The following is a 22,728-nucleotide window of genomic DNA, read 5'->3' on the forward strand; positions in this document are numbered from 1 at the left end:
GGCGCGCACCATGTGCACCGACAGTTTCGGCCCCGACCGCCTCCCTTCTCGTGCAACCGATACGTTAGCTGACGTGGAGCCGTGTTAACGCGGTTCAAGCGGGTTGGGCCGGCAGTGAGGTGGTCGCCGCGGCAGCGGCCAGCGCGGCCCGATCGGGCAGGTCAGCACCGGCGCGGGCGACCGTGAGCGCCGAGGTGAGGCTGGCCGCCTCGAGCGCGGCGGTGAGCGTGTCAAGCGGTATCCGCCGCAGTTCGCCGCGTCGGCCGGCGCCGAGCAGGCCCAGCCGCCACAACGCGTCGATCAAACCGGCCATGAACGCATCGCCGGCGCCGATGGTGTCGACGACCCGCACCGGTCGGGCCGCTACCCGGGTCGCACCGGCGGCGCATACCGCCATCGCGCCCTGCTCACCCCTGGTGACCGCGACGATGGAGGCGCCCAGCGTTAACCACGTCTGAGCGATCCGCTCGGGGGGACGGTTGGGGTCGATCCAGCGCAGGTCCTCTGCGCTGGCTTTGACGACGTCGCTGCGCTCGACCAGGTGCCTGATCCGTTGGCGGGCCCGATCCGGGTCGACGAGCCCGGGACGGACATTGGGGTCGAATGTGACTGTGGCCGACACCCGGTAGGTGTCGATCAGCGCTACGACCGCCGGGCACCCCGGTTCGCGCACGGCGGCGATGGATCCGGTGTGCACGACAAGCGGTGGCGTCACCGCCGGCGTACCGGAAAGTTGCCAGTGCACGTCGAACACATAGTCTGCCGATCCGTCTTCGCGCACCGTCACCCGCGCGGTCGATGTCCTGCCGGCACTGATGCTTCCCGGAACAAGTTGTGCACCAGAGGAATTGATGTATTCGGTGATGCGCTGGCCAGCTGTGTCGTCGCCGATGTGGGTCAGGAAATCCACATCGCGGCCCAACCGTGCGAGCCCGACAGCGACGTTGAGCGGGCTGCCGCCGACATACTCGTGCACCTGCCCGTCGCGCTCGACGATGTCGATCAGCGCTTCACCGATCACCAGTCCACGCGTCATCAGGCGTCCCTGCGCAGCAACGCCTGCAGCGTCGCGCGGGCCCCGTGGCGATGCAGCGAGTCCAGCGCCCAGCGGTAGGCCTCGACGAAGCGCGGCGCCCGTGCCAGATCCCCGAACAGCGTGGCGTTCTCGATGAACGCGGTTGGATGTGCGCGCTGCGAGCGGGCGATCGCCACCACCGTGTCGGCAAGCTGGTCGACGACCTCGATCGGTTCACCGTGCTCGTCGACACCCTCGGCGTAGCGGGCCCAGCTGGCCACCGCCGCCGACGCCAGCTCGATCGGCCCGCTGGTGGCCAGGTTGGCACGGATGACCGGCAGCAGCCATCGCGGGACGCGATCCGAGGCGTAGGCGCATAACCGCGCGACGGTATCGGGCACACCGGGGTTGGTGAACCGCTCGATCAGGGTGCGCTTGTACTCATCCAGATTGATACCCGGCACCGGTGGCAGCGTCGGGGTGGCTTCGGAATCGAGGTAGGCCCGCAGAAACGTTACGAGCAGCGGGTCGCGGGCGGCCTCGTGGACGAACCGGTACCCGCACAGGGAGGCGAAGTAGCACAGGCACTGGTGGCCGGCATTGACCAACCGCAGCTTCATCAACTCATACGGACCGACATCATCGACCAGCAGGACGCCAGCCTCCTCCAACGGAGGCCTGCCGTCGCAGAAGTCATCCTCGAGCACCCAGGCGGCGAACGGCTCGGCCAGCACCGGCCACCGGTCGGCAACACCGAAGTCACGTTCCAGCCCAGCAATGACATCCGGTGTGGTGGCCGGGGTGATCCGGTCCACCATCGAGCACGGGAAGCGGGTGTGCTCGCCGATCCACTCGGCCAGACCGCGATGACGATGTTCGGCCCGCGCCAGCAGGGCACGCCGGGCGGCTTGCCCGTTGCTTTCGACGTTGTCGCACGACACGATCGTCGGCGAGGCCAGGCCCCGGTCGCGGCGCCGGGCCAACGCCTCGGCGATCACCGCGAACGCCGGCCCGTCCGGGTCGGCATACCCGCCCTCGGTGATGGTCAGCGAGATGATCCGGGTGGTGGGTGCCGCCAGCAGCTCGATGGTCGCCTCCGGCTCATCGGGCGCGTAGCGGTAGTCGATGATCGAGCCGATCACTTGCGCGTCGCGGCCGCCGCCGGGCTGCGGCGAAATCAGCGTGTACAACCCGTCCTGGGCGCGCAGCACATCTCGCATCCGGGCGTCGCCCGGCAGCACCCCAATCCCGCAGATGCCCCACTCGCGGGCCAAGCCGCGCCGCAACAGCCGGTCGAGGTAGGCGGCCTGATGGGCCCGATGAAACCCGCCGACACCGATATGCGCGATGCCGATGCCGACGCGGTTTCGGTCATAGCCCGGCGCGGCAATCGGTAGTCGCTGCACCGTGGCAGCGTTCAGTCGCATCGCACCCCAACCACGTCTCGACCGTACGACGGACCGGGCACGGCAATGGAGGCGCCTCACCCCCGAAGTGGCCTCGCCGGGGAGGTCACGCCGCGACCGGTGAGAGGCTGGCTGGTGCTGGTGTGGCAGGTGTGGCCCAGCCGGGCTACATCCGCTTTCCGCAATCGCCGCGAGCGCCCGCCGGGGCGCCGATCGACGTACGTTGACAGCATGAAACCGGCCCAGGCTCGGCCGCGGGTGACGCTGACCAACGCCGACAAGGTGCTCTATCCGGCCACGGGCACCACCAAAGGCGATGTGTTCGACTATTACACCCACATCGCCGAGGTGATGCTGCCCCACATCGCCGGCCGTCCCGCCACCCGAAAGCGCTGGCCCAACGGGGTCGACCAGGCGTCGTTTTTCGAAAAACAGCTCGCCGCGTCGGCGCCGGCCTGGCTATCCCGCGCCAGCGTGACTCATCGGTCAGCAACCACAACCTATCCGATCATCGACAGCCCCGCCGCGCTGGCGTGGATCGCCCAGCAGGCGGCGCTGGAGGTGCACGTGCCGCAGTGGCGGTTCGTCGCCGAGTCGACAGGCGGTGAAGAGCTAAAACCCGGTCCGGCAACGCGATTGGTGTTCGACCTCGACCCTGGGGAAGGTGTGACGATGGCCCAGCTGGCCGAGGTGGCCCGTGCTGTGCGAGACCTGATCGCCGGTATCGGCCTGACCACCTATCCGTTGACCAGCGGCAGCAAAGGACTGCACCTTTACACCCCACTGGACAAGCCGGTCAGTACTAAGGGCGCCACCATACTGGCCAAACGCATCGCGCAGCAACTGGAAAGGTCAATGCCGAAGCGAGTCACCACGAGCATGACCAGAAGCCTGCGGGCGGGCAAGGTGTTCGTGGACTGGAGCCAGAACAACGGGTCGAAGACCACCGTGGCGCCCTACTCGCTGCGCGGTCGCGAACACCCTACCGTCGCCGCGCCGCGCACCTGGGAAGAACTCGACGACAACGCGCTTGGTCAATTGCGCTACGACGAAGTGCTCAAGCGGGTGGCCCGGGATGGCGATCTGCTGGCGCCGCTGGATCCCGAGGTGCAGACCGACCGGCTGACCAAATACCGCAGCATGCGCGACGTGACAAAAACCCCGGAGCCAGTATCTGTCCCGAAACCTGTTACTGGCCATAATAATACGTTCGTCATTCAGGAACACCACGCCCGACGGCTGCACTACGACTTCCGCCTGGAACGCGACGGGGTGCTGGTGTCGTGGGCGGTGCCGAAAAACCTTCCCAAGACCTCGTCGGTGAACCATCTTGCGGTGCACACCGAGGATCATCCGATCGACTACGCCACTTTCGAGGGCACCATTCCCAAAGGGCAATACGGTGCCGGCAGCGTGGTCATCTGGGACTCGGGCACTTACGACACCGAGAAGTTCCGCGACGACGAGGTCATCATCACCCTGCACGGCAAACGGATCAGCGGGCGCTACGCGCTGATCCGCACAAACGGCGACCAGTGGCTCGTGCACCGGATGAAAGACCAGAAGGTTTTCCGTTTCGACGAGTTGTCCCCCATGCTGGCCACCGAGGGTTCGGTGGCAGCCCTGAAGTCCGGCCAGTGGGCGTTCGAAGGCAAGTGGGACGGTTACCGGCTGCTGGTCGACGCTGACCACGGCCGGGTGCGGCTGCGTTCCCGCAGCGGTCGCGACGTCACCAAGGAATTTCCCCGATTACACTCGATGGCAGAAGATTTCGCAGACCACTACCTGGTGTTCGACGGGGAGGTGGTCGCTCTCGACAAATCCGGGGTGCCGCGGTTCACTGAGATGCAAAACCGCAGCCGCGCAACGCGCCTCGAGTTCTGGGCATTCGACCTGCTCTACCTGGACGGCCGCTCTTTGCTGCGGGCCAAATACAGCGACCGGCGTCGTCTACTGGAAACCCTGGCCGACGGCAGTGACCTGGCTGTCCCGCCGCTGCTGCCCGGCGACGGCCCGGCAGCTCTGGAGTATTCCCGAAAACACGGCTGGGAAGGTGTGGTCGCCAAGAAACGCAACTCCACGTATCAACCGGGCCGGCGCTCGGCATCGTGGATCAAGGAGAAGCTGTGGAAAACGGTGGAAGTGGTCATCGGCGGATGGCGCGCCGGCGAAGGCGGGCGCACCAGCGGGATCGGTTCGCTGCTGGTGGGTATTCCGACCGAGCATGGTCTGCGTTTCGCCGGGCGGGTGGGCACCGGCTTCACCGAACGCGCCCTCGCCGAACTCAAGCAGATGCTGGAACCGCTGAAGACCAGCCGATCCCCTTTTATCGGAACGCTTTCCGGCCGGGACGCCGAAGGCGTCACCTTCGTCCAACCAAGACTGGTCGGGGAAGTCCGTTACAGCGAGTGGACACCAGAAGGACGGCTGCGCCAACCGAGTTGGCGCGGATTGCGGCCCGACAAAACGCCCGACGACGTGGTGCGGGAATGACTTGCGGTTCAACGCCGTCCGACACGGGCCGGATCGGCGCCGGAGAGCAGAACCGCGGTGTTCCGGCGCTGGGCCGAAAAGAGCGCGGACGAAAAACTGCGGAACGTGGCGGGCGATATCATCGACGCACACCGGGGTGGGACGCTTGATGCCATGCTGCCGCGTCGGACGACCCTCGTCGAGGCGCTGGCCATGAGGCGGGGCGGCCGAGGCCACCGGTTTGACCGCTGATTCGAGGAGCAAACCACTATGCGGTGGGCGACATTTCGCAGCGACGACGAGGAACGCGTCGGAGTCGTCTCCGGCGACACGATACACGCGCTGCCTGCGGGGGTTACGCTGCTAGAGCTGATCGGGCGCGGCGCCGCCGGGCTGCGCCAAGCCGGCGAACAGGCGCTGGGATCACCCGACACGGTGACGCGTCTCGACCAGGTGCGGCTCATGGCGCCGATTCCGCGGCCGCCCTCGATCCGCGACTGCCTGTGCTTTTTGGATCATATGCGCAACTGCCAGGCCGCGATGGGCCGCGGCCGGGTGCTCACAGACAGCTGGTACCGCATCCCGGCGTTCTACTTCGCTTGTCCGTCAACAGTTCTCGGACCTTACGACGACGCTCCGACAGCTCCGGGAAGTGCTTGGCAGGACTTCGAACTGGAGATCGCCGCGATCATCGGAACAGCTGGCAGAGATCTGTCGGTCGAGCAAGCCGAACAGGCGATCATCGGATACACGATCTTCAACGACTGGTCAGCGCGGGACCTCCAACAGCTGGAGGCCCAGCTGGGGATCGGTCAGGGCAAAGGCAAAGACAGCGGTGTCACGCTGGGCCCCTATCTGGTCACCCCCGACGAGCTCGAGCCCTACCGCCACGACGGGAAGCTGAACCTGCAGGTGAGCGCGTTGGTCAACGACAGGGTGATCGGTTCGGGGTCGACCGCCACGATGGACTGGACCTTCGGTGAGGTCATCTCCTTTGCCTCGCGCGGCGTGACACTCGCCCCGGGTGACGTGTTCGGCTCCGGCACGGTGCCCACCTGCACGCTCGTCGAGCACCTGAGCGACTTGGGCTCTTTTCCGGGCTGGTTACACGACGGCGACGTGGTCACGCTCCGGGTGCAGGGGCTGGGGGAGATCCGCCAAACCGTGCGTGCGAGCGCGCCCCCGAAACGGCTAGCGGTACGGCCGGATCCAGATACGAAACCTGAAGTGCCGCGGGTTAATCCGGCCTCGCCAAAGCTGCCCTATACCCGTGGCCTGCACGAGGTCGGCAACCGGGTGTGGGCTTGGACGCTGCCGGACGGGGGATACGGCTGGAGCAACGCCGGGCTAATCGCCGGCAAGGGGGCGTCGCTGCTCGTCGACACCCTGTTCGACCTGCCACTGACCCGCGAGATGCTGGCCGCGATGCAGCCGATCACCGTAGACGCGCCCATCACCCAGGCGGTGATCACCCATTCCAACGGCGATCACACCCACGGCAACCAGCTGCTGGACGCTTCGGTGCGGATCATCGCCGCCAAGGGCACCGCCGACGAGATCGCCCAGGGGATGGCGCCGGAGATGCTGGCGATGACCCAGGTCGCCGACCTGGGTCCGGTAGCCACCCGGTATGCACGAGACCGCTTCGGGCACTTCGACTTCAGCGGCATCAGGCTACGCAACGCCGACGTGACGTTCGACCGTGAACTCACCGTGGACGCGGGCGGCCGGGAAGTCCGGCTGCTAAACCTGGGGCCCGCCCACACCGGCGCGGACACGGTGGTGCACGTGCCCGACGCGGGTGTGCTGTTCGCCGGTGACCTGTTGTTCGTCGGGTGCACCCCGATCGTGTGGGCCGGGCCGATCGCCAACTGGGTCGCTGCCTGCGACACGATGATCGGGCTCGACGCGTCGACAGTGGTGCCGGGACACGGCCCAGTGACCGATGTGGGCGGAATCCGCGCGGTCCGCGGGTATCTGCTTCACGTGGCTGAGCACGCCGAGGCCTCCTACCGCAAGGGCCTGTCGTTTCTCGAGGCCGCTGACACTATCGACCTCGGCGAGTACGCGACGTGGCTGGACGCCGAGCGGGTCGTCGTCAACATCTACCAGCGCTACCGTGAACTCGACCCGGACACACCGAAAATGGAGATGCTCGCGCTGCTGGGGATGCAGGCCGAGTGGTTGGCTAAACGCGCCTAAGGTGTCCTTCGGGTCGCGCGCACATACGCGATGGGAATGGGCGGCCCGCCGGGGCCGGCCAGCGCAGGCAGCCCGCTGGCGGCAAGGAGATCATCCAGGGTGGTTTTGGTGGTGTCCCACCCGCTGGCCTGCAGGTGGGCCGCCACGTCGATGTGCTCGCCGGGGTAGGTCAACTCGGCAATGTCGAGATCCAGGCCATGGTCGCGCCAGCGATCCGCGACGGCCCGCGCCTGTTGCTGCGCGGTTTCGGATTGACCCGTGACCGACCCGTAGTCGGCGCCGAACCGGCTGCCCGCGGCGCTGAGCGCGGTGAGGTGATCCACCAGCCGGACCTCGGCTTCTGGCGGCAAAAAACCGATGAGCACCCCCTCGGCCAGCCAGGCGGTGGGCTGGGTGGTATCGAAACCGGCGCGCCGCAGCGCGGTGGGCCAATCGCCGCGAAGATCGATACCGATAGGGCGATGGCCGGTGCTGGGTTGTGCGCCGAGTTGCGACAGTATCGCAGTCTTGAATGCGATCACCGCCGGCTGGTCGATCTCATACACCGTTGTCCCCGCCGGCCACGAAAGCCGGTACGCGCGGGTGTCCAGCCCGGACGCGACGATCACCGCCTGGCGAATGCCGGCCCTGGCGGCCTCGGCGAAGAACTCATCGAAAAACCGTGTGCGGGCGGCAAACGTGTCGATCATCCGCGGAAACCCGACACCGCCGTCCACGCTGGCGTCTTGCAGCTCCCCGGCGGCCACCCGGGTGAACACATCCACGCCGACCGCCCGCACCAGCGGCTCGGCGAACGGGTCGCTGATCACCGGTTGCGGGCGCCTGCTCGCGGCTGCCCGGGCCGCGGCGACCATCGTTGCGGTGGCCCCGACACTGCTTGCCGGATCCCAGCTGTCATCCTCGGTGCGCGCCATCGTCACTCCTTTTGACCCTGGCCCTCGATTCCACCGTAGAGTGCTGCTCGCCTACGGTGGCGCTATGGCCGCAGTAGAACTGGAAACCCTTGAGGACAACATCGCCTGCGTCACCTTGAACCGGCCCAAGCTCTTAAACGCGATCGACGGATCGCTGATCGACGCCATGGACCACGCGCTGGATGTGCTGAGCAACGGGGAGTTCAGGGTGGCGATCCTCACCGGCGCCGGGCGCGGGTTCTGCGCCGGCGCCGACCTGAGCGGTACCGGCGAGCCCTGGACCAAACCGGCGACCGGCTCAACGACACCAGCGTTCAAGACCAGCTATGACGCGCAGGTGCGCCTGGCCGATCAGCTCACCCGCCTCTACGAGCTCCCCATCCCGGTGATCGCCGCGGTCAACGGGGCCGCGGTCGGGGGCGGTTTGGCATTCGCGCTGCACTGCGATATCCGGATCGCCTCCGAACACGCCCGGTTCAGTTCGGCGTTCATCAAGGCCGGGTTCTCTTCGATGGACATGGGCACCAGTTATCTGCTGCCGAAAATCGTCGGTGCCGGAGTGGCGCGCGAACTGATGTTGACCGGGCGCATCATCGACGCCGCCGAGGCCTATCGCATCAAGCTGGTGCACGAGGTGGTGGCGTCCGACACGTTGATGACCGCCGCGGTGGGCATGGCCCGCTCGATCCTCGAGAACAATGCCTACGGAGTGTGACAAACCAAGATCGGCCTCAACACCGCACTGGATGCGCCCAGCCTGCGGCACGCCAAGGAGATCGAAAACCGCACCCAGATCATCAGCGGTTTCACCAACAATCCGATTGAGGCCGCCAGGGCACGTCGGGAGAAGCGACCTCCAGTGTGGGATCCGCTGTAATGCTCAGATTTTCGTGATGATCTTCTCGGCGTACATTTCCAGGCTGCTGATTTTGGCCTGTAGCGGCTGGGTGTCCTGGCCTTTGACATAGGGGAAACGAAATCCCACGATGACGTCGGTGACGCCCTTGTCCTCGAGACGCTTGACGCCGTCCACGGTGTAGGCGTCCGGTGAGATGACGTGGATCTCGAACGGACCGCTCCGACCCTCCTCCTCGCGAAAACACTTGAGCTTGGCGATAAGCCGGTCAAGCTCTTGCGGGTCGCCGCCGCCGTGCATCCACCCATCCGCGCGGGCTGCGCGGCGCAGCGCCGCGTCGGCGTGCCCACCGACCAGGATAGGGATCGGCTGGGTGGGAGCTGGGGTCATCTTTGTTTTGGGGATGTCGTAGAACTCGCCGTGAAACTCGAAATAGTCGCCGCCGGTGAGCCCTCGCACAATCGCAATGCACTCGTCAATTCGTTTGCCCCGCTGAGCAAATGGAACACCCATCAACTCGTAGTCTTCCGGCCACGGGCTAGTGCCGACCCCGAGGCCGATCCGGTTACCGATCAGCGCCGCCAGGGAACCGGCCTGCTTGGCTACCAGGGCGGGGGGCCGGACGGGCAGCTTGAGCACAAAGAAGTTGAACCTCAGCCTGGTCGTGACCGCGCCCAGCGCCGCGGCCAAGACGAACGCTTCGACGAAGGGTTTGCCGTCCAGGAATTCGCGACTGCCATCGGGTGTATAGGGGTATTTTGAGTTTGACTCGAACGGGTAGGCGATGCTGTCGGGAATCGTCATGCTCGTGTACCCGGCTGCCTCAGCCGCCTTCGCCAGCGGTATGTAAAACGTCGGGTCGGTCATTGCCTCTGCATAGCTGAACCGCACGTTATCTCCTCATGAGCTGTCATCGGCACCGCGGCTATTCTGCAGGTTGCCAGCGGTTCGTGGGTATCCGCATTGACGGGGTCTACGCCGGCAACTGGCCGACGGTCAGCGCGTTGTCCGGCGCGAACGGCGGCATGCCGACGCCGGCGATCGCGTGACTGCCCCACGGCGTTCGTTCGGTGAGACGCGCTGAGGCGCTGCGTTGGCCGATGGTCACTGTGACCGGTCGTGGGTGTTTGACGAGATCATCCGAGAGCTGATGGAAAACCATTCCCTGCCAATGATATTGGCCGTCGATCGGGTCCAAGTAGCCGGTCAGCCGGACACGCACCTCGTGATCGGTGCCGGTGATCGTCAGCGTGGCCGGGCCGTCGTAGGCTCCGTCGCCGTCTGCAGCGCACGACAGGTCGAACGCCGACGGTGCCGGCCCATAGCGGGGACGCCGCAAGTGTACGCGCTCATTGAATACCTGCTGGTAGCTGCGGCGTACTTCGATGCGGGTCTTGGCGGTGTGTGCCATCAGCCCCAGGCACTCGATGATGAAACGTGTCTGTGCGTCGATGTCTGGTCCGGTGAGCAGGAAGTAGTTGGGGAAACCGTGGACCGCCACACCCAGGTAGGGCTCCATACCGTCGTACCACGCCTGTGCGATTGTCACTTTGCCGGAGCCGACCAGGGTGTCGTCGGAAACCCCGTCGGGGATGGTAAACCCGGTGCCGTAGATGATGGTGTCGACGTTGTGGTGGACGCCGTCGCAGGTTCGGATACCCGCCGGGGTGACGGCGTCGATGGTCGCGTTCACCAGTTTGGGTGAATGCTGCTGCGCGCGGAGTACCGGTGCGCCGGGCACACGGCAACGTAACCAGCGTGTGGCACGGGTCACGCGGGACGCCGGCCGGGGGACGAGCCGGCGTGGCGGGTAGGCGAACACCGTGACCGAAGCCGCCGAGCCGGCCAGCTGACTGAGGTGTTGGCCCGCCGTCGTATCCGTGCCGACCACGGCGACGTGGTGACCGGCCGGATCGAAATCGCTGTCCCACGCGGCCGCGTGAAACCACCTACCTCGAAAGTCTTCGTGCCCAAGCAATTCCGGAATCCAGGGCTGGTATACAGGCTTGTGCGCGGCGATGACCACCCGAGCGTGCCAGGTCTGCCCGGCGCGGGTTTTCAGCGTCCAGCTGTCGGTGTTGTCGTCGAACACGGAGCTGACGATCTCCTGGCCGATTCGCAGGCGCGCGTCCAGCGCAGCCGGGGTGGCGCTGGCGCACCGCTGGCTTTTGTCCAGGATGACGAAATCGGTGACGCCGGCTTTGAGCAATCCGGAACCGGCGCAGCGGCCACGGGCACCTGCGCCGACAATGATTATGTGGTGGAGGCCGTCAGCAGGCGCGGGGTTCACAGGAACTTGCCGCGCTTCCAGCCCCGCCGTGCGAGCGGACCCATCAGGCCCAGCTCAGTCAGGAACGCCGCCAGTGGAGCAAAGCCGGCCACCTGGACCTCGTGACGACGGGGATTGCTGCGCGCGGCTTCACGCGCCTGGCGCACGTTCAGGCCGGCCCGTGCATAGGGCACCGGATTGGTAAACAGATAGCGGAAGAACAGGCCGCCGAGCCCGTTGATGTTGGCCATAAACCATTTGTTGAACCGCGGCATCTCAGCGACCCGCTGGCGCAGACCGTCGCGCGCGAACTGGATGTGGCGGGCTTCTTCGGTGACGTGAATGCGCATCAGCCGCTGAACCATTGGCTGCAGCTCGGGGTCGTCCATCATCTGCCGTTGCAGCGCGTCGAAAATTTCTTCACCGATTAGCGCCGCGACCCACAGCATCGAGCCCCGAAACAGCAGCGGCAGGGTGTTGATGATGATTCGGTGATACAGGCGCGGGCGCACGGGCTTGGCGCCCACCCGTTCGATTGCCTTGCCGAACATCACCATATGGCGGGTTTCGTCACCGAGTTCGGTCAACGCATAGTGCGACTCGGAAGCGGTGGGGTCCTCGTGCATGAGCCGGCGCAGCAACGCCTGGTTGAGGATGTTCTCGAACCAGATCCCGGCTGAAAGCGTGTTAACGAACTCCTGCCGGGACAGCTCGATGCGCTGCGCCCGGGTCATCTGCTCCCACATCGGGGTGCCGTAAAGCGACACGGTTTTGGGCGGCAGGAAGAACTTGTCCGGGTCCAGCGGTGCGTCCCAGTCGATGTCGACGATCGGCTGATATGACTTCTTGACCGAACCCTTGAGCAACCGCTCCGCGAACTCTTCACGGGTCGGGCCGCCTGGTTTCACCGCAGTAGTCATGCTGGACGTTCCCTTCATCGGCGTCGGCTCCAGACGGTAGGGAAAACGTGAGCAAGATGTCAATACCCATGGTACCGGATACCTCGGGTGTCGGTGAGCGGTCCGGCGAGCTGATCGCCGTGCTCGCTGGTCGAGACCCGGCGGACTAGGCTTGGCGCGCGTGGCGGGTCGGCGCATCCACGTCATCGGCATCGGTGCCGGGGATCCGGAGTACATCACCGTCCAGGCGATCGAGGCGCTCAACGACGCCGACGTGTTCTTTGTCCCGGAAAAAGGCGAAGCCAAAAGCGACCTCGTGGCGGTGCGACGTCGAATCTGCCAGCGGTTCATCCGCGAGCCCGGCTACCGGTTCGTCGAATTGCCCGACCCGCCCCGGTCGGCGGGCGGCGAGTACCGGCGGGCGGTGTCCGACTGGCACGTTGCCCGCGCGCGGATCTGGGCGAGCGCCATCGCCACCGAGCTGGACTGCGGCGCCGTGGGCGCCTTCCTGGCCTGGGGCGACCCGTCGCTCTACGACAGCACGCTGCGCATCCTGGATGCCGTCGCCGCCGATATCGACCTCAGCTACGACGTCATCCCGGGGATCACCGCCGTGCAGGCGCTCACGGCCCGGCACCGCATCCCGCTCACCGAAGTCGGTGAACCGGTGCTGATCACCACGGGTCGGCAGCTGCGCGTGAACGGCCTGTCGGGCTCGGCGGTGGTCATGCTCGACGCCGAGTGCTCGTTTCGGGTGTGCCCTGCCGACACCCGGATCTGGTGGGGCGCCTATCTAGGCACCGACGACGAGCTGTTGGTCTCAGGCAGGGTAGGTGAGGTGGGGGAACGGATCGCGTCGCTGCGTGCCGACGCGCGGGCCCGGCACGGCTGGATCATGGACACCTACCTGCTGCGCTCGGCAGACTGAACGCCGTGCCCGAACTTCCTGAGGTCGAAGCGCTGGCCCATCACCTGCGCTGCCACGCTGTCGGCATGACGATCGGCCGCGTCGACGTGGCCGCCTTCTCGGTGCTCAAGACCGTCGAGCCCCCGATCGATGCGCTGCACGGTCGAACCGTTACTGGCGCCGACCGGTGGGGTAAATACCTGGGTCTGCGGGCGGGGGAGCTGGTTTTGATCGCCCACCTGTCCCGGGCCGGGTGGCTGCGCTGGTCGCAGCGATTGTCCGCTGCGCCGCTGCGCCCGGGCAAAGGGCCGACCGCGTTGCGGGTCCATCTGGGCACCCCCGGCACCGGGCCCGGATTCGACCTGACCGAAGCCGGCACCCAGAAACGGCTGGCGGTGTGGCTAGTCGATGACCCCGCCACGGTGCCCGGCATCGGCGCGCTTGGCCCGGATGCGCTGGATCTCAGCGTTGACGACTTGGGCGCGCGGCTCACCGGGAACACCGGTCGGATCAAGACCGTCCTCACCGACCAGACGGTGATCGCCGGTATCGGCAACGCCTACAGCGACGAGATTTTGCACGCGGCCAGGATCTCGCCGTTCGCCACTGCCGGTAAGCTCACCGACTTGCAGCTGACCGCGCTACACGACGCAATGGTGTCGGTCCTCACCGATGCGGTGACCCGCTCGGTGGGTCAAAAAGCGGCGATGCTCAAGGGAGAAAAGCGCTCCGGACTTCGAGTGCACGGACGCACCGGCCTGCCGTGTCCGGTATGCGGTGACATCGTGCGGGAGGTGTCGTTCGCCGACAAGTCCTTCCAGTACTGCCCGTGCTGCCAGACCGGCGGCAAAGTGCTGGCGGATCGGCGAATGTCGCGGCTCTTGAAGTAAACCGGCAGTAGTTATGCTGCGCAGGTGACCCGCCAGAAGATCCTCATCACCGGCGCGAGTTCTGGCTTAGGCGCCGGGATGGCCCGCCAGTTCGCCGGCAAAGGCCGCGACCTCGCCTTGTGCGCCCGTCGCATCGACCGTCTCGGTGCGCTGAAAACCGAGCTTTCGCAACAATATCCTAATATCAAGATCGCAGTCGCCGCGCTGGACGTCAACGATCACGAGCAGGTGCCAAAGGTTTTCGCCGAGTTGAGCGACGAGCTCGGCGGAATCGACCGCATCATCGTCAACGCCGGCATCGGCAAGGGTGCACCGTTGGGCTCGGGCAAGCTCTGGGCGAACAAGGCGACCATCGAGACCAACCTGGTGGCCGCGCTGGTGCAAATCGAGACGGCCTTGGAGATGTTCAAAAAGGCCGGTTGCGGGCATCTGGTCCTCATCTCGTCTGTGCTCGGCGCCAAAGGTGTCCCGGGTGTGAAGGCGGCCTACGCCGCCAGCAAGGCCGGGGTGCGTTCGCTGGGCGAATCGTTGCGCGCCGAGTACCCGAGAGGGCCGATCACGATCTCGGTGATCGAGCCGGGCTATATCGAATCGGAGATGACGGCGCGAGCCGCGTCCACCCTGTTTTTGGTGGACAACGAAACCGGTGTGCGCGCCATTGTCAACGCCATCGAACGTGAGCCCGGGCGAGCGGCGGTGCCGTGGTGGCCCTGGGCGCCATTAGTTCAGCTGATGCGGCTGCTGCCGCCGCCGCTGACCAAACGATTTGCCTAAGCGTCGCCGAACGTGTAGCTACGGCGAAAATTGGGCGATTTTTTCGCCGTAAGTGCACGCTCGGCGCACGAATCAGCCGGCGCGGCCGCGCCCGGAGCGGTAGCGGCGCACCAGCGCGTCGGTTGAGCTGTCCGGCTGCGGATGCGGTGGGGTGTCGCCGCTGATTACCGGATACAGCGCCTTGGCTTGTGTCTTGCCCAGCTCCACACCCCACTGGTCGAATGAGTCGATACCCCACACCACGCCTTCGGTGAACACCTGGTGCTCATACAAGGCGATCAGCTGGCCCAGCACCGAGGGGGTGAGGCGGGTGGCCAGAATAGAGGTGGTCGGCCGGTTGCCTGGCATCACCTTGTGCGGCACCACTGCAGCGGGCGTCCCCTCGGCGGCAATCTCCTCGGCGGTCTTGCCGAACGCCAGCACCTGCGTTTGGGCGAAAAAGTTGCTCATCAATAAGTCATGCATGCTGCCGGTGCCGTCCGCGGTGGGCAAATCATCGAGCGGCTCGGTGAAACCGATGAAATCGGCCGGCACCAACCGCGTGCCTTGATGGAGCAACTGATAGAAGGCATGCTGGCCGTTGGTTCCCGGCTCGCCCCAGAAGATTTCACCGGTATCGGTAGTCACGGGCGTGCCGTCGGCCCGTGTCGACTTGCCGTTGGATTCCATTGTCAGCTGCTGCAGGTAGGCCGGAAACCGCGCCAGGTCATTGGCGTACGGCAACACCGCCCGCGATTGCGCCCCGAAGAAATTCGAATACCACAGCCCGATCAAGCCGAGCAGTACCGGCGCGTTGGACTCCAGCGGCGCGGTCTTGAAGTGTTGGTCGACGATGTGGAACCCGGACAGGAAATCGGCAAAAGCCTCCCGGCCGATCGCCGCCATCACCGACAACCCGATCGCCGAGTCCACTGAATACCGGCCGCCGACCCAGTCCCAGAAGCCGAACATGTTGGCGGTGTCGATACCGAATTCCTGCACCGAGCGCTTGTTGGTAGAGACGGCGACGAAATGTTTGGAAACCGCCGCGTCCCCCAGCGCGCTGGTCAGCCAACGTCGGGCTGCGGTGGCGTTGGTCAGCGTCTCCAGGGTGGAAAACGTCTTGGATGACACGATGAAAAGCGTTGTGGCTGGGTCTAAGTCGGCTAGTTTCGCGGTCAGGTCGGCGGGATCCACGTTGGAGACGAACCGCGCCGAGATACCGGCGTCGACGTAGTGGCGCAGTGCTTGGTACACCATCACGGGGCCGAGGTCCGAACCGCCGATACCGATGTTGACCACCGTGGTGATCGGCTTCCCGCTGGCCCCGGTCCACTCCCCGCTGCGGAGCCGGTCGGTGAAATCCCCCATTGCGTCCAGCACTGTGTGCACGTCCTCGACGACGTTCTGCCCGTCTACGCTCAGTTCAGCGTTGCGCGGCAGCCGCAGCGCGGTGTGCAGCACCGCGCGGTCCTCCGAGGTGTTGATATGTGCGCCGGCGAACATCTCGTCGCGACGCTGTTCCAGGCCCGCCGTGCGGGCCAGGTCAACCAGCAGGCCGATCGTCTCACGCGTAATACGGTGTTTGCTGTAGTCGATGTAGAGGTCGCCGACTGTGACGGTGAACTCGCGTCCACGGTTGGGATCGTCGGCGAAGAACTGGCGCAGATGTGTTTGCCCGATCTCGTCATGGTGCCGACGCAACGCGTTCCACGCCGGGGTGGCAGTAATGTCAGGAATTTGTTGAACAACCGTCATACGTTTCGACCATAGTCCGGCGACGACGCGGGCCTGGTTGGCCGGGGACGGACCCGGCGGCGGAAAGCGCCACGATCGTCACCAGCGGCGACCGCGCTGGCCTGCGGTTCACGCGGTGTCGGCCCGACCTGCCTGGTTGCCGTCAGCGCAACCAACCCCGGGCGAGAGCCGCGTTTCCAGACGACACAGGCGACACGTGTATGGCTAGTGACCGAGCCGGCCACGTCCCATCCGCAGCAGCAGTATTGCCAGGTCTTTACCCTCGGGCCCCAGCTCGCTGTAACGCTCGATGACTTTCATTTCGCGGCTGTGCACCAGCCGGGTACCGCCGGAGGCCATCCGGGCTTTGCCGATCGCCCGGGACACCTCGGTGCGCCGTTTGACGGCAGCCAGGATCTCGGCATCTAAGCGGTCGATTTCTTGGCGCAGCTCCTCGATATCGGGAAGCTGCCGGGTTTCGATGTCCATCTCCGCTGACTCCGCGTTCTCGTTGTGTGGGGGTTCTGGTCTCATCCGGTCTCGGGCCTCACACAAGAGACGAGCCCCGCATCCGGAAGCGGACCACGGGGCTCTGCAAAGCAGCTAGGCCACGGGCACCGCTGGCCGGTACCCGTAGAAAAATCGGCGATGTGACGCGCGGGCCAAGAGTTGCCGACGACACTGCACAGTGAGCACGAACTGAGTGTGCCACTAAGGGACGCGCCAGCGCAAAACCAGTCACCGAGCGGCGGTAAGTTGGGACCGACATGGGTGTGCGAGTGACGGATGCGCAACCCGTCCAGGACGCGGATCGACTCCTGGACGGCCTCAACCCGCAACAGCGCCAGGCGGTCTTGCACCAGGGCTCGCCGCTGCTGATCGTTGCGGGCGCCGGTTCGGGTAAGACGGCAGTGCTGACGCGGCGGATCGCCTACTTGATCGCCGCACGCAGTGTCGAGGTAAGCCAGATTTTGGCGATCACCTTCACCAATAAGGCCGCCGCCGAAATGCGTGACCGGGTGGTGCAGCTCATCGGAGCCCGAGCCGGCCGTTCCCTGTGGGTGTCGACCTTCCACTCCATGTGCGCGCGAATCCTGCGCAACCACGCATCGCTGATACCCGGCCTCAACTCCAACTTTTCGATTTACGACGCCGACGACTCACGCCGCCTGCTGCAGATGATCGTTCGCGACATAGGGCTCGACATCAAGCGGTACTCGCCGCGGCTGTTGGCCCATGCCATCTCGAACTTGAAGAATGAGGTGATCGACCCGGAAAAGGCGGTGGCCAACGCCTCCGATCGTGCCGATGATTTTGCCCGCACCGTTGCCGAGGTCTACGGCGAATACCAGCGCCGTCTGCGGGCGGCCAACGCATTGGACTTCGATGACCTTATCGGTGAGACCGTGGGGATATTGCAGAGCTTCCCGCAAATCGCCCAGCACTACCGGCGGCGGTTTCGGCACATATTAGTTGACGAATATCAGGACACCAACCACGCTCAATACGTATTAGTGCGGGAACTGGTCGGGCGCGACGCCGCCGATGACGTTCCGCCCGGGGAGTTATGCGTTGTCGGCGACGCCGACCAGTCGATCTATGCATTCCGCGGGGCCACGATCCGCAACATCGAAGACTTCGAACGTGATTACCCTGACGCCACGACCATTCTGCTGGAACAGAATTACCGCTCGACGCAAAACATTCTGTCCGCCGCTAACTCGGTGATCGCCCGCAATTCCGGCCGCCGTGACAAGCGGCTATGGACCGATGCCGGTGCGGGGGAGCTGATCGTCGGCTACGTCGCCGAGAACGAGCATGACGAGGCGCGATTCGTCGCCGAAGAGATCGATGCGCTGGTCGAGCGCGGTGATATCACCTACGACGATGTGGCCGTGTTCTACCGCACCAATAACGCATCGCGGTCGCTGGAAGAGGTGTTCATCCGGGCAGGGATTCCGTACAAAGTCGTTGGAGGGGTTCGCTTTTACGAGCGCAAGGAGATTCGCGACATCATCGCCTACTTGCGAGTATTGGACAACCCCGGTGATTCCGTCAGCATGCGGCGCATTCTCAATACGCCGCGTCGCGGTATCGGTGATCGGGCGGAAGCCGCCGTGGCGGTGTATGCCGAAAACACCGGCGTCAGCTTTGCCGACGCGCTTGTCGCCGCGGCTGATGGGAAGGTGCCGATGCTGAATAGCCGGTCAGTCAAAGCGATTGCAGGTTTTGTCGAGTTGCTCGACGATTTGCGAGGCCGCACTGGTGATGACGTCGGCGAGTTGGTTGAGGGGGTGCTGGACCGCACGGGATACCGCGTAGAGTTGGCGGATTCCACTGATCCCCAAGACTTGGCCAGGCTGGACAACCTCAATGAACTCGTCAGTGTTGCACATGAATTCAGCACCGACCGGATTAACGCCGCTGCTGTTGGCGAGTCTTCGACAACCCCGGACGACAAGGATGTGCCGGACACCGGTGCGCTGGCGGCATTCTTGGAACAAGTATCGCTGATCTCTGACGCTGACGACATCCCCGAACACAGTGACGGTGTGGTTACGCTGATGACGTTGCACACCGCCAAGGGGTTGGAGTTCCCGGTGGTGTTCGTGACGGGCTGGGAGGATGGGATGTTCCCCCATATGCGGGCGCTGGACGACCCCAGCCAACTGTCCGAGGAACGGCGGCTGGCCTACGTTGGCATCACCCGGGCGCGTCAACGGCTGTACGTGAGTCGCGCCAAAGTCCGGTCTTCGTGGGGACAGCCGATGCTGAATCCGGAGTCGCGGTTTTTGCGGGAAATCCCGCAGGAACTCATCGACTGGCGACGCAGCGACCCGGCGCCGGCGTTCAGTGCCCCGGTGAGCGGCACCGGTCGGTTCGGTGCCGCGCGCCCGTCGCCTGTTCAGGGTGCACGACAGAAGCGCCCGCTGCTGGTGCTGCAACCCGGTGACCGGGTATCGCACGATAAATACGGATTAGGCCGGGTGGAGGAGGTCTCCGGTACCGGCGAATCGGCGATGTCACTGATCGACTTCGGTAGCTCGGGACGGGTGAAGCTGATGCACAACCACGCCCCGCTCACCAAGCTGTGAATGTCTTCGGGTGCGGGACGCTCAGTCCACCCCGAGCCAGCGCTTGGTTTCCGGAAGCACTACCAGCACCACAGTGGCGATCGGCAGCACCGGAACGAGGTGCACGACCCATGCGACCCGCGCGCCGGCGATGAATATGCCGAGGTAGGTCAGAAAAGCGACCACGGCGCCGGCCAGCAGAAGATAGCGGCCAAGGGCCCGGCGCTGCAGCAGTGTGATCACCCCCGTGACTGTGGCGGTGGCGAAAACGAGGGCAAGAAATCCCACCGCCATGCAAAACAGCCGGTCCGTTCGCCACCAGCCCGCGATCAGATCGGTGGCGACCACAGCGGTCGCCCACCCGCTGATCATGCTGACGGCGCAGGCGGCGACGACCGTTCTTGGAGCCGGTTCTGCGACCTCGGTGTTCCACGGGTTCGCCGGCCCTGGCCGTGCGCTGACATGCCTTGGCGCAGCAGCTCTTTCCCAGTCCGGTGGTCTCGGGGGAACATGACTGCTTTCGACGTTCGTGACCGGTGGCAGGGGTGTGGTCGGCGCACGCCGGATAATGCGGGTACGGGTTTCGTCATGCGGCGGCGCCTCAGGCCTTTCGGGGGTGTCGTCGGGTGGTGTCGTCACCTCAGGCCTTTCTCAATTGTTGTTCCGGCATTGTTCCGGGACTCCCCGATGACACCGGGTGCCACGCGGGTGGTCGCCGAGACCCATTCGGTTCTGCTACTAGATTAACCGGCGAAGTTGCCGACGCTGAGGCCGCGTTTAGCCAGCCACGGCACCGGGTCGATTCGGTCGGTGCCGTTGAGCAGCACCTCGAAATGCAGGTGCGGGCCAGTCGAATTGCCGCGATTACCCATTGTGGCGATCCGATCGCCCGCCATCACGCGCTGACCGACGTGCACTGTCGTCGTGTTGACGTGACCGTACAAGGTCACGGTTCCGTCGGCGTGGCGCAGTTTGACCCACATTCCGTACCCGGCGGTGGGGCCGGCGTCGATGACGACACCGTCGGACACCGCGACGATCGGGGTGCCGATCGAATTGGCAATATCGATACCGGCGTGCAGCACACCCCAGCGGTATCCAAAACCCGACGTGAAGATGCCCTTTGTCGGCATCACGTACAAGGGCTGCTGCAGTCGGGCCTCGCGCTGGGCCCGCTCCTGGGCGAAAGCCACACCCTTAACAAGCTCCTGGTTATGGACCGCGATATTCGCCGCCGGTTTGACGGTGATCATCTGCATACCCCGCGGCGAGGTGGTGACGGTGCCGCCATGCAGTCCGCTGGCATCGGCAGCCAGCACGGTCTCGGCCTTGGTGGTATGGGGATGATGTGTGGCCGAATGCGCCGCCGCGGCCGCAGCACCCGCGGCCATCGCGGTAATCAGCATACGGCTCTTGGCAGCGCCGGCCGTCTGCCTCCGGTGCTGGCCGCCGCGCCACGGCTCGGTGGTGGGCTCCACGACATACCAGCGCTCATGCAGATGGTAGGGGTACGGGTCGGCGCACCGCTCGATGGGCGCATCTGCGGTCGGCTCGGTGTCGGGAACTGCCCGAAGACCGCTGGGAGGTGCTAACCGCAGCGGGGCCTGGTCGTCAATGTCGTGCAGATCGTCCAGCTCGGGTGCGCGTAATACCTGCGCCTCGGTGTCAAAGGCAGTACCGAGGCTGAAGTCGAGGTCTTCGAGGGCACCGAACTCGTTGAACGGAATGATGTCGGTGACTTCATTGGGGTCGAGGTGTTGCCAGCAGTCGCGGTCTTCGCGCGAGGTGTCCGCACAAGACCGGATATAACGGTGCTGGCTCAACCTGGAATGTCCTCGGGTCGTGACCATAACGTTATCTGGACCAGGAGACGTTAACCGCATTGAGCAGGCACTGGCAACCCAAGTGAACAAACCGGGCCAGATTGTGACCTGGATCACGTGCCGCAACGGTGCACGCTGTGCCCGGCGGCAGGTGCGGCCGGTCGGTGGCTTGCAAACGCCTGAGCCGCTGTGGGTGAGATGGGCCACATCGGCGGATGCGGCGGTGGAAGCGTTCGACCGGCTGGATAAAGTTCCTGCGGGCGGGTTGCCCACTTCGGCGCCGCCCAGGTGCACACCGACATAAGACAGTGAGCTGATGGATCTTTTCGAATACCAGGCCAAGGAATTGTTCGCCAAGCACAAGGTGCCCACCACACCTGGACGGGTGACCGACAGTGCCGAGGGCGCCAAAGCGATCGCTGAGGAAATCGGACGTCCCGTCATGGTCAAGGCACAGGTGAAAACCGGTGGACGCGGAAAAGCGGGCGGAGTCAAATACGCGGCCACCCCGCACGACGCCTACCAGCACGCCAAGAACATCCTCGGCCTGGACATCAAAGGACATATCGTCAAGAAATTGCTGGTCTCCGAAGCCAGTGACATTGCTGAGGAGTACTACATCTCTTTCCTGCTCGACCGGGCCAACCGCAGCTACTTAGCCATGTGCTCGGTGGAGGGCGGCATGGACATCGAAGAGGTCGCCGCGACCAAACCGGAACGGCTGGCCAGGGTTCCGGTGAGCGCGGTCCACGGTGTCGACCACGCGTTCGCCCGCTCTATCGCCGAGCAGGGCCACCTGCCGGGCGAAGTCCTGGACGCCGCGGCGGTCACCATCGCCAAGCTATGGGAGCTTTTCGTCGCCGAGGATGCCACCCTGGTGGAGGTCAACCCGCTGGTGCGCACACCGCCGCGCGGGAACGACGACCCAGGCCAGATTCTGGCGCTGGACGCCAAGATCACCCTGGACGCCAACGCCGGTTTCCGCCACCCTGAGCACGCCCAGTTCGAGGACCGCGACGCCACCGATCCGTTGGAGCTCAAGGCCAAGGAACACCACCTCAACTACGTCAAGCTGGATGGGCAGATCGGCATCATCGGCAACGGCGCCGGGTTGGTGATGTCGACTCTGGACGTCGCCGCATATGCCGGCGAGAAGTACGGCGGAGTCAAACCGGCTAACTTCCTCGACATCGGCGGCGGCGCGTCCGCGGAGGTGATGGCGGCAGGACTCGACGTCGTTCTCAGCGATCAGCAGGTCAAGGTCGTCTTCGTCAACGTTTTCGGCGGCATCACCGCCTGTGACGCGGTGGCTACCGGTATCGTCACCGCGCTGCGGATGCTTGGCGATGCGGCCACCAAGCCGTTGGTGGTGCGTTTGGACGGCAACAACGTCGAGGAAGGCCGCCGGATCCTGCAGGAGGCAAACCATCCCCTTGTCACGCTGGTACCGACCATGGACGAAGCCGCTGATAAGGCCGCCGAGCTGGCCAGCGCCTGAAAGGACTTCTGGG

The 22,728-nt window shown here is 65.2% G+C and carries 17 protein-coding genes and 2 pseudogenes; 9 read left to right on the forward strand and 10 right to left on the reverse strand.

Going from position 1 to position 22,728, the window contains the following annotated elements:
• Positions 1 to 94: 94 nt before the first annotated feature.
• Positions 95 to 1,036 carry a carbohydrate kinase family protein gene (locus G6N08_RS10675; protein ID WP_163757136.1) on the reverse strand — a complete coding sequence of 314 codons (942 nt, stop codon included), beginning with the start codon at positions 1,034 to 1,036 and terminating at the stop codon, positions 95 to 97.
• Positions 1,036 to 2,442 (reverse strand): mannitol dehydrogenase family protein, encoded by a 1,407-nt coding sequence (locus G6N08_RS10680; RefSeq protein ID WP_163757138.1) that lies wholly within the window; start codon positions 2,440 to 2,442, stop codon positions 1,036 to 1,038. The genes G6N08_RS10675 and G6N08_RS10680 overlap by 1 nt, the downstream gene beginning before the upstream one ends.
• A gap of 210 nt (positions 2,443 to 2,652) precedes the next feature.
• Between G6N08_RS10680 and G6N08_RS10685 the strand changes: the two genes are divergently transcribed.
• On the forward strand, positions 2,653 to 4,914 hold the full coding sequence (locus G6N08_RS10685) for an ATP-dependent DNA ligase (protein ID WP_163757140.1): 2,262 nt from the start codon (positions 2,653 to 2,655) through the stop codon (positions 4,912 to 4,914).
• 249 nt (positions 4,915 to 5,163) lie between these two features.
• Entirely contained in the window at positions 5,164 to 7,095 is a 1,932-nt protein-coding gene (locus G6N08_RS10690; RefSeq protein WP_163757142.1) for a fumarylacetoacetate hydrolase family protein, read from the forward strand.
• On the opposite strand, the gene G6N08_RS10695 is transcribed toward G6N08_RS10690, so the two are convergent.
• Positions 7,092 to 8,009 (reverse strand): SAM-dependent methyltransferase, encoded by a 918-nt coding sequence (locus G6N08_RS10695; RefSeq protein ID WP_163757144.1) that lies wholly within the window; start codon positions 8,007 to 8,009, stop codon positions 7,092 to 7,094. The genes G6N08_RS10690 and G6N08_RS10695 overlap by 4 nt on opposite strands.
• A 64-nt stretch (positions 8,010 to 8,073) precedes the next feature.
• Between G6N08_RS10695 and G6N08_RS10700 the strand changes: the two are divergent.
• Positions 8,074 to 8,886 (forward strand): annotated as a pseudogene (locus G6N08_RS10700) (enoyl-CoA hydratase/isomerase family protein).
• A 3-nt stretch (positions 8,887 to 8,889) separates the two neighbouring features.
• Here the strand turns inward: G6N08_RS10700 and G6N08_RS10705 are convergent.
• The 3 genes from G6N08_RS10705 to G6N08_RS10715 all read right to left on the reverse strand — a co-directional run bounded on the left by G6N08_RS10705 (position 8,890) and on the right by G6N08_RS10715 (position 12,054).
• Positions 8,890 to 9,756, reverse strand: coding sequence for an LLM class flavin-dependent oxidoreductase (locus G6N08_RS10705; RefSeq protein WP_163757147.1), 867 nt, complete (start codon positions 9,754 to 9,756; stop codon positions 8,890 to 8,892).
• Between the two features lie 82 nt (positions 9,757 to 9,838).
• A complete protein-coding gene (locus G6N08_RS10710) occupies positions 9,839 to 10,852 on the reverse strand; it encodes a DUF4873 domain-containing protein (protein ID WP_246216822.1) in 1,014 nt (337 codons plus the stop codon).
• A 299-nt stretch (positions 10,853 to 11,151) separates the two neighbouring features.
• Positions 11,152 to 12,054: an AurF N-oxygenase family protein gene (locus tag G6N08_RS10715; RefSeq protein WP_163757151.1), complete on the reverse strand. Its 903-nt coding sequence runs from the start codon at positions 12,052 to 12,054 to the stop codon at positions 11,152 to 11,154.
• A 160-nt stretch (positions 12,055 to 12,214) separates the two neighbouring features.
• On the opposite strand from G6N08_RS10715, the gene cobF reads away from it, so the two are divergent.
• From cobF to G6N08_RS10730, 4 genes and pseudogenes are all read left to right on the forward strand, one after another.
• Positions 12,215 to 12,961, forward strand: a complete 747-nt coding sequence (cobF, locus tag G6N08_RS10720) for a precorrin-6A synthase (deacetylating) (protein ID WP_163757153.1) — start codon at positions 12,215 to 12,217, stop codon at positions 12,959 to 12,961.
• Positions 12,962 to 12,966: 5 nt separating this feature from the next.
• A pseudogene (locus tag G6N08_RS21075) lies at positions 12,967 to 13,209 on the forward strand (DNA-formamidopyrimidine glycosylase family protein); the annotation flags it as partial.
• A 153-nt stretch (positions 13,210 to 13,362) separates the two neighbouring features.
• The gene (locus G6N08_RS20725) at positions 13,363 to 13,830 is read left to right on the forward strand and encodes a zinc finger domain-containing protein (protein ID WP_246216823.1); all 468 of its coding nucleotides are present in this window, start codon (positions 13,363 to 13,365) and stop codon (positions 13,828 to 13,830) included.
• A 24-nt stretch (positions 13,831 to 13,854) separates the two neighbouring features.
• Positions 13,855 to 14,604: an SDR family oxidoreductase gene (locus G6N08_RS10730; RefSeq protein ID WP_163757157.1), complete on the forward strand. Its 750-nt coding sequence runs from the start codon at positions 13,855 to 13,857 to the stop codon at positions 14,602 to 14,604.
• 72 nt (positions 14,605 to 14,676) lie between these two features.
• Here the strand turns inward: G6N08_RS10730 and pgi are convergent, their stop codons facing one another.
• Both pgi and G6N08_RS10740 read right to left on the reverse strand, forming a co-directional pair.
• Positions 14,677 to 16,341, reverse strand: a complete 1,665-nt coding sequence (pgi, locus tag G6N08_RS10735; RefSeq protein WP_163757160.1) for a glucose-6-phosphate isomerase — start codon at positions 16,339 to 16,341, stop codon at positions 14,677 to 14,679.
• A 204-nt stretch (positions 16,342 to 16,545) separates the two neighbouring features.
• A complete protein-coding gene (locus G6N08_RS10740) occupies positions 16,546 to 16,854 on the reverse strand; it encodes a chorismate mutase (RefSeq protein WP_163757162.1) in 309 nt (102 codons plus the stop codon).
• A 233-nt stretch (positions 16,855 to 17,087) separates the two neighbouring features.
• On the opposite strand from G6N08_RS10740, the gene pcrA reads away from it, so the two are divergent.
• Positions 17,088 to 19,415 (forward strand): DNA helicase PcrA, encoded by a 2,328-nt coding sequence (gene pcrA / locus G6N08_RS10745; protein WP_163757164.1) that lies wholly within the window; start codon positions 17,088 to 17,090, stop codon positions 19,413 to 19,415.
• A gap of 21 nt (positions 19,416 to 19,436) precedes the next feature.
• On the opposite strand, the gene G6N08_RS20730 is transcribed toward pcrA, so the two are convergent.
• Positions 19,437 to 20,033, reverse strand: coding sequence for a hypothetical protein (locus tag G6N08_RS20730; protein ID WP_246216735.1), 597 nt, complete (start codon positions 20,031 to 20,033; stop codon positions 19,437 to 19,439).
• A 104-nt stretch (positions 20,034 to 20,137) separates the two neighbouring features.
• Positions 20,138 to 21,217: a M23 family metallopeptidase gene (locus tag G6N08_RS10755; RefSeq protein WP_246216736.1), complete on the reverse strand. Its 1,080-nt coding sequence runs from the start codon at positions 21,215 to 21,217 to the stop codon at positions 20,138 to 20,140.
• A 316-nt stretch (positions 21,218 to 21,533) separates the two neighbouring features.
• On the opposite strand from G6N08_RS10755, the gene sucC reads away from it, so the two are divergent.
• On the forward strand, positions 21,534 to 22,715 hold the full coding sequence (gene sucC, locus G6N08_RS10760) for an ADP-forming succinate--CoA ligase subunit beta (protein WP_163757168.1): 1,182 nt from the start codon (positions 21,534 to 21,536) through the stop codon (positions 22,713 to 22,715).
• Positions 22,716 to 22,728: the final 13 nt, after the last annotated feature.

Origin of the sequence: Mycobacterium botniense, assembly GCF_010723305.1 — a bacterium.
GTDB lineage: Bacteria > Actinomycetota > Actinomycetes > Mycobacteriales > Mycobacteriaceae > Mycobacterium > Mycobacterium botniense.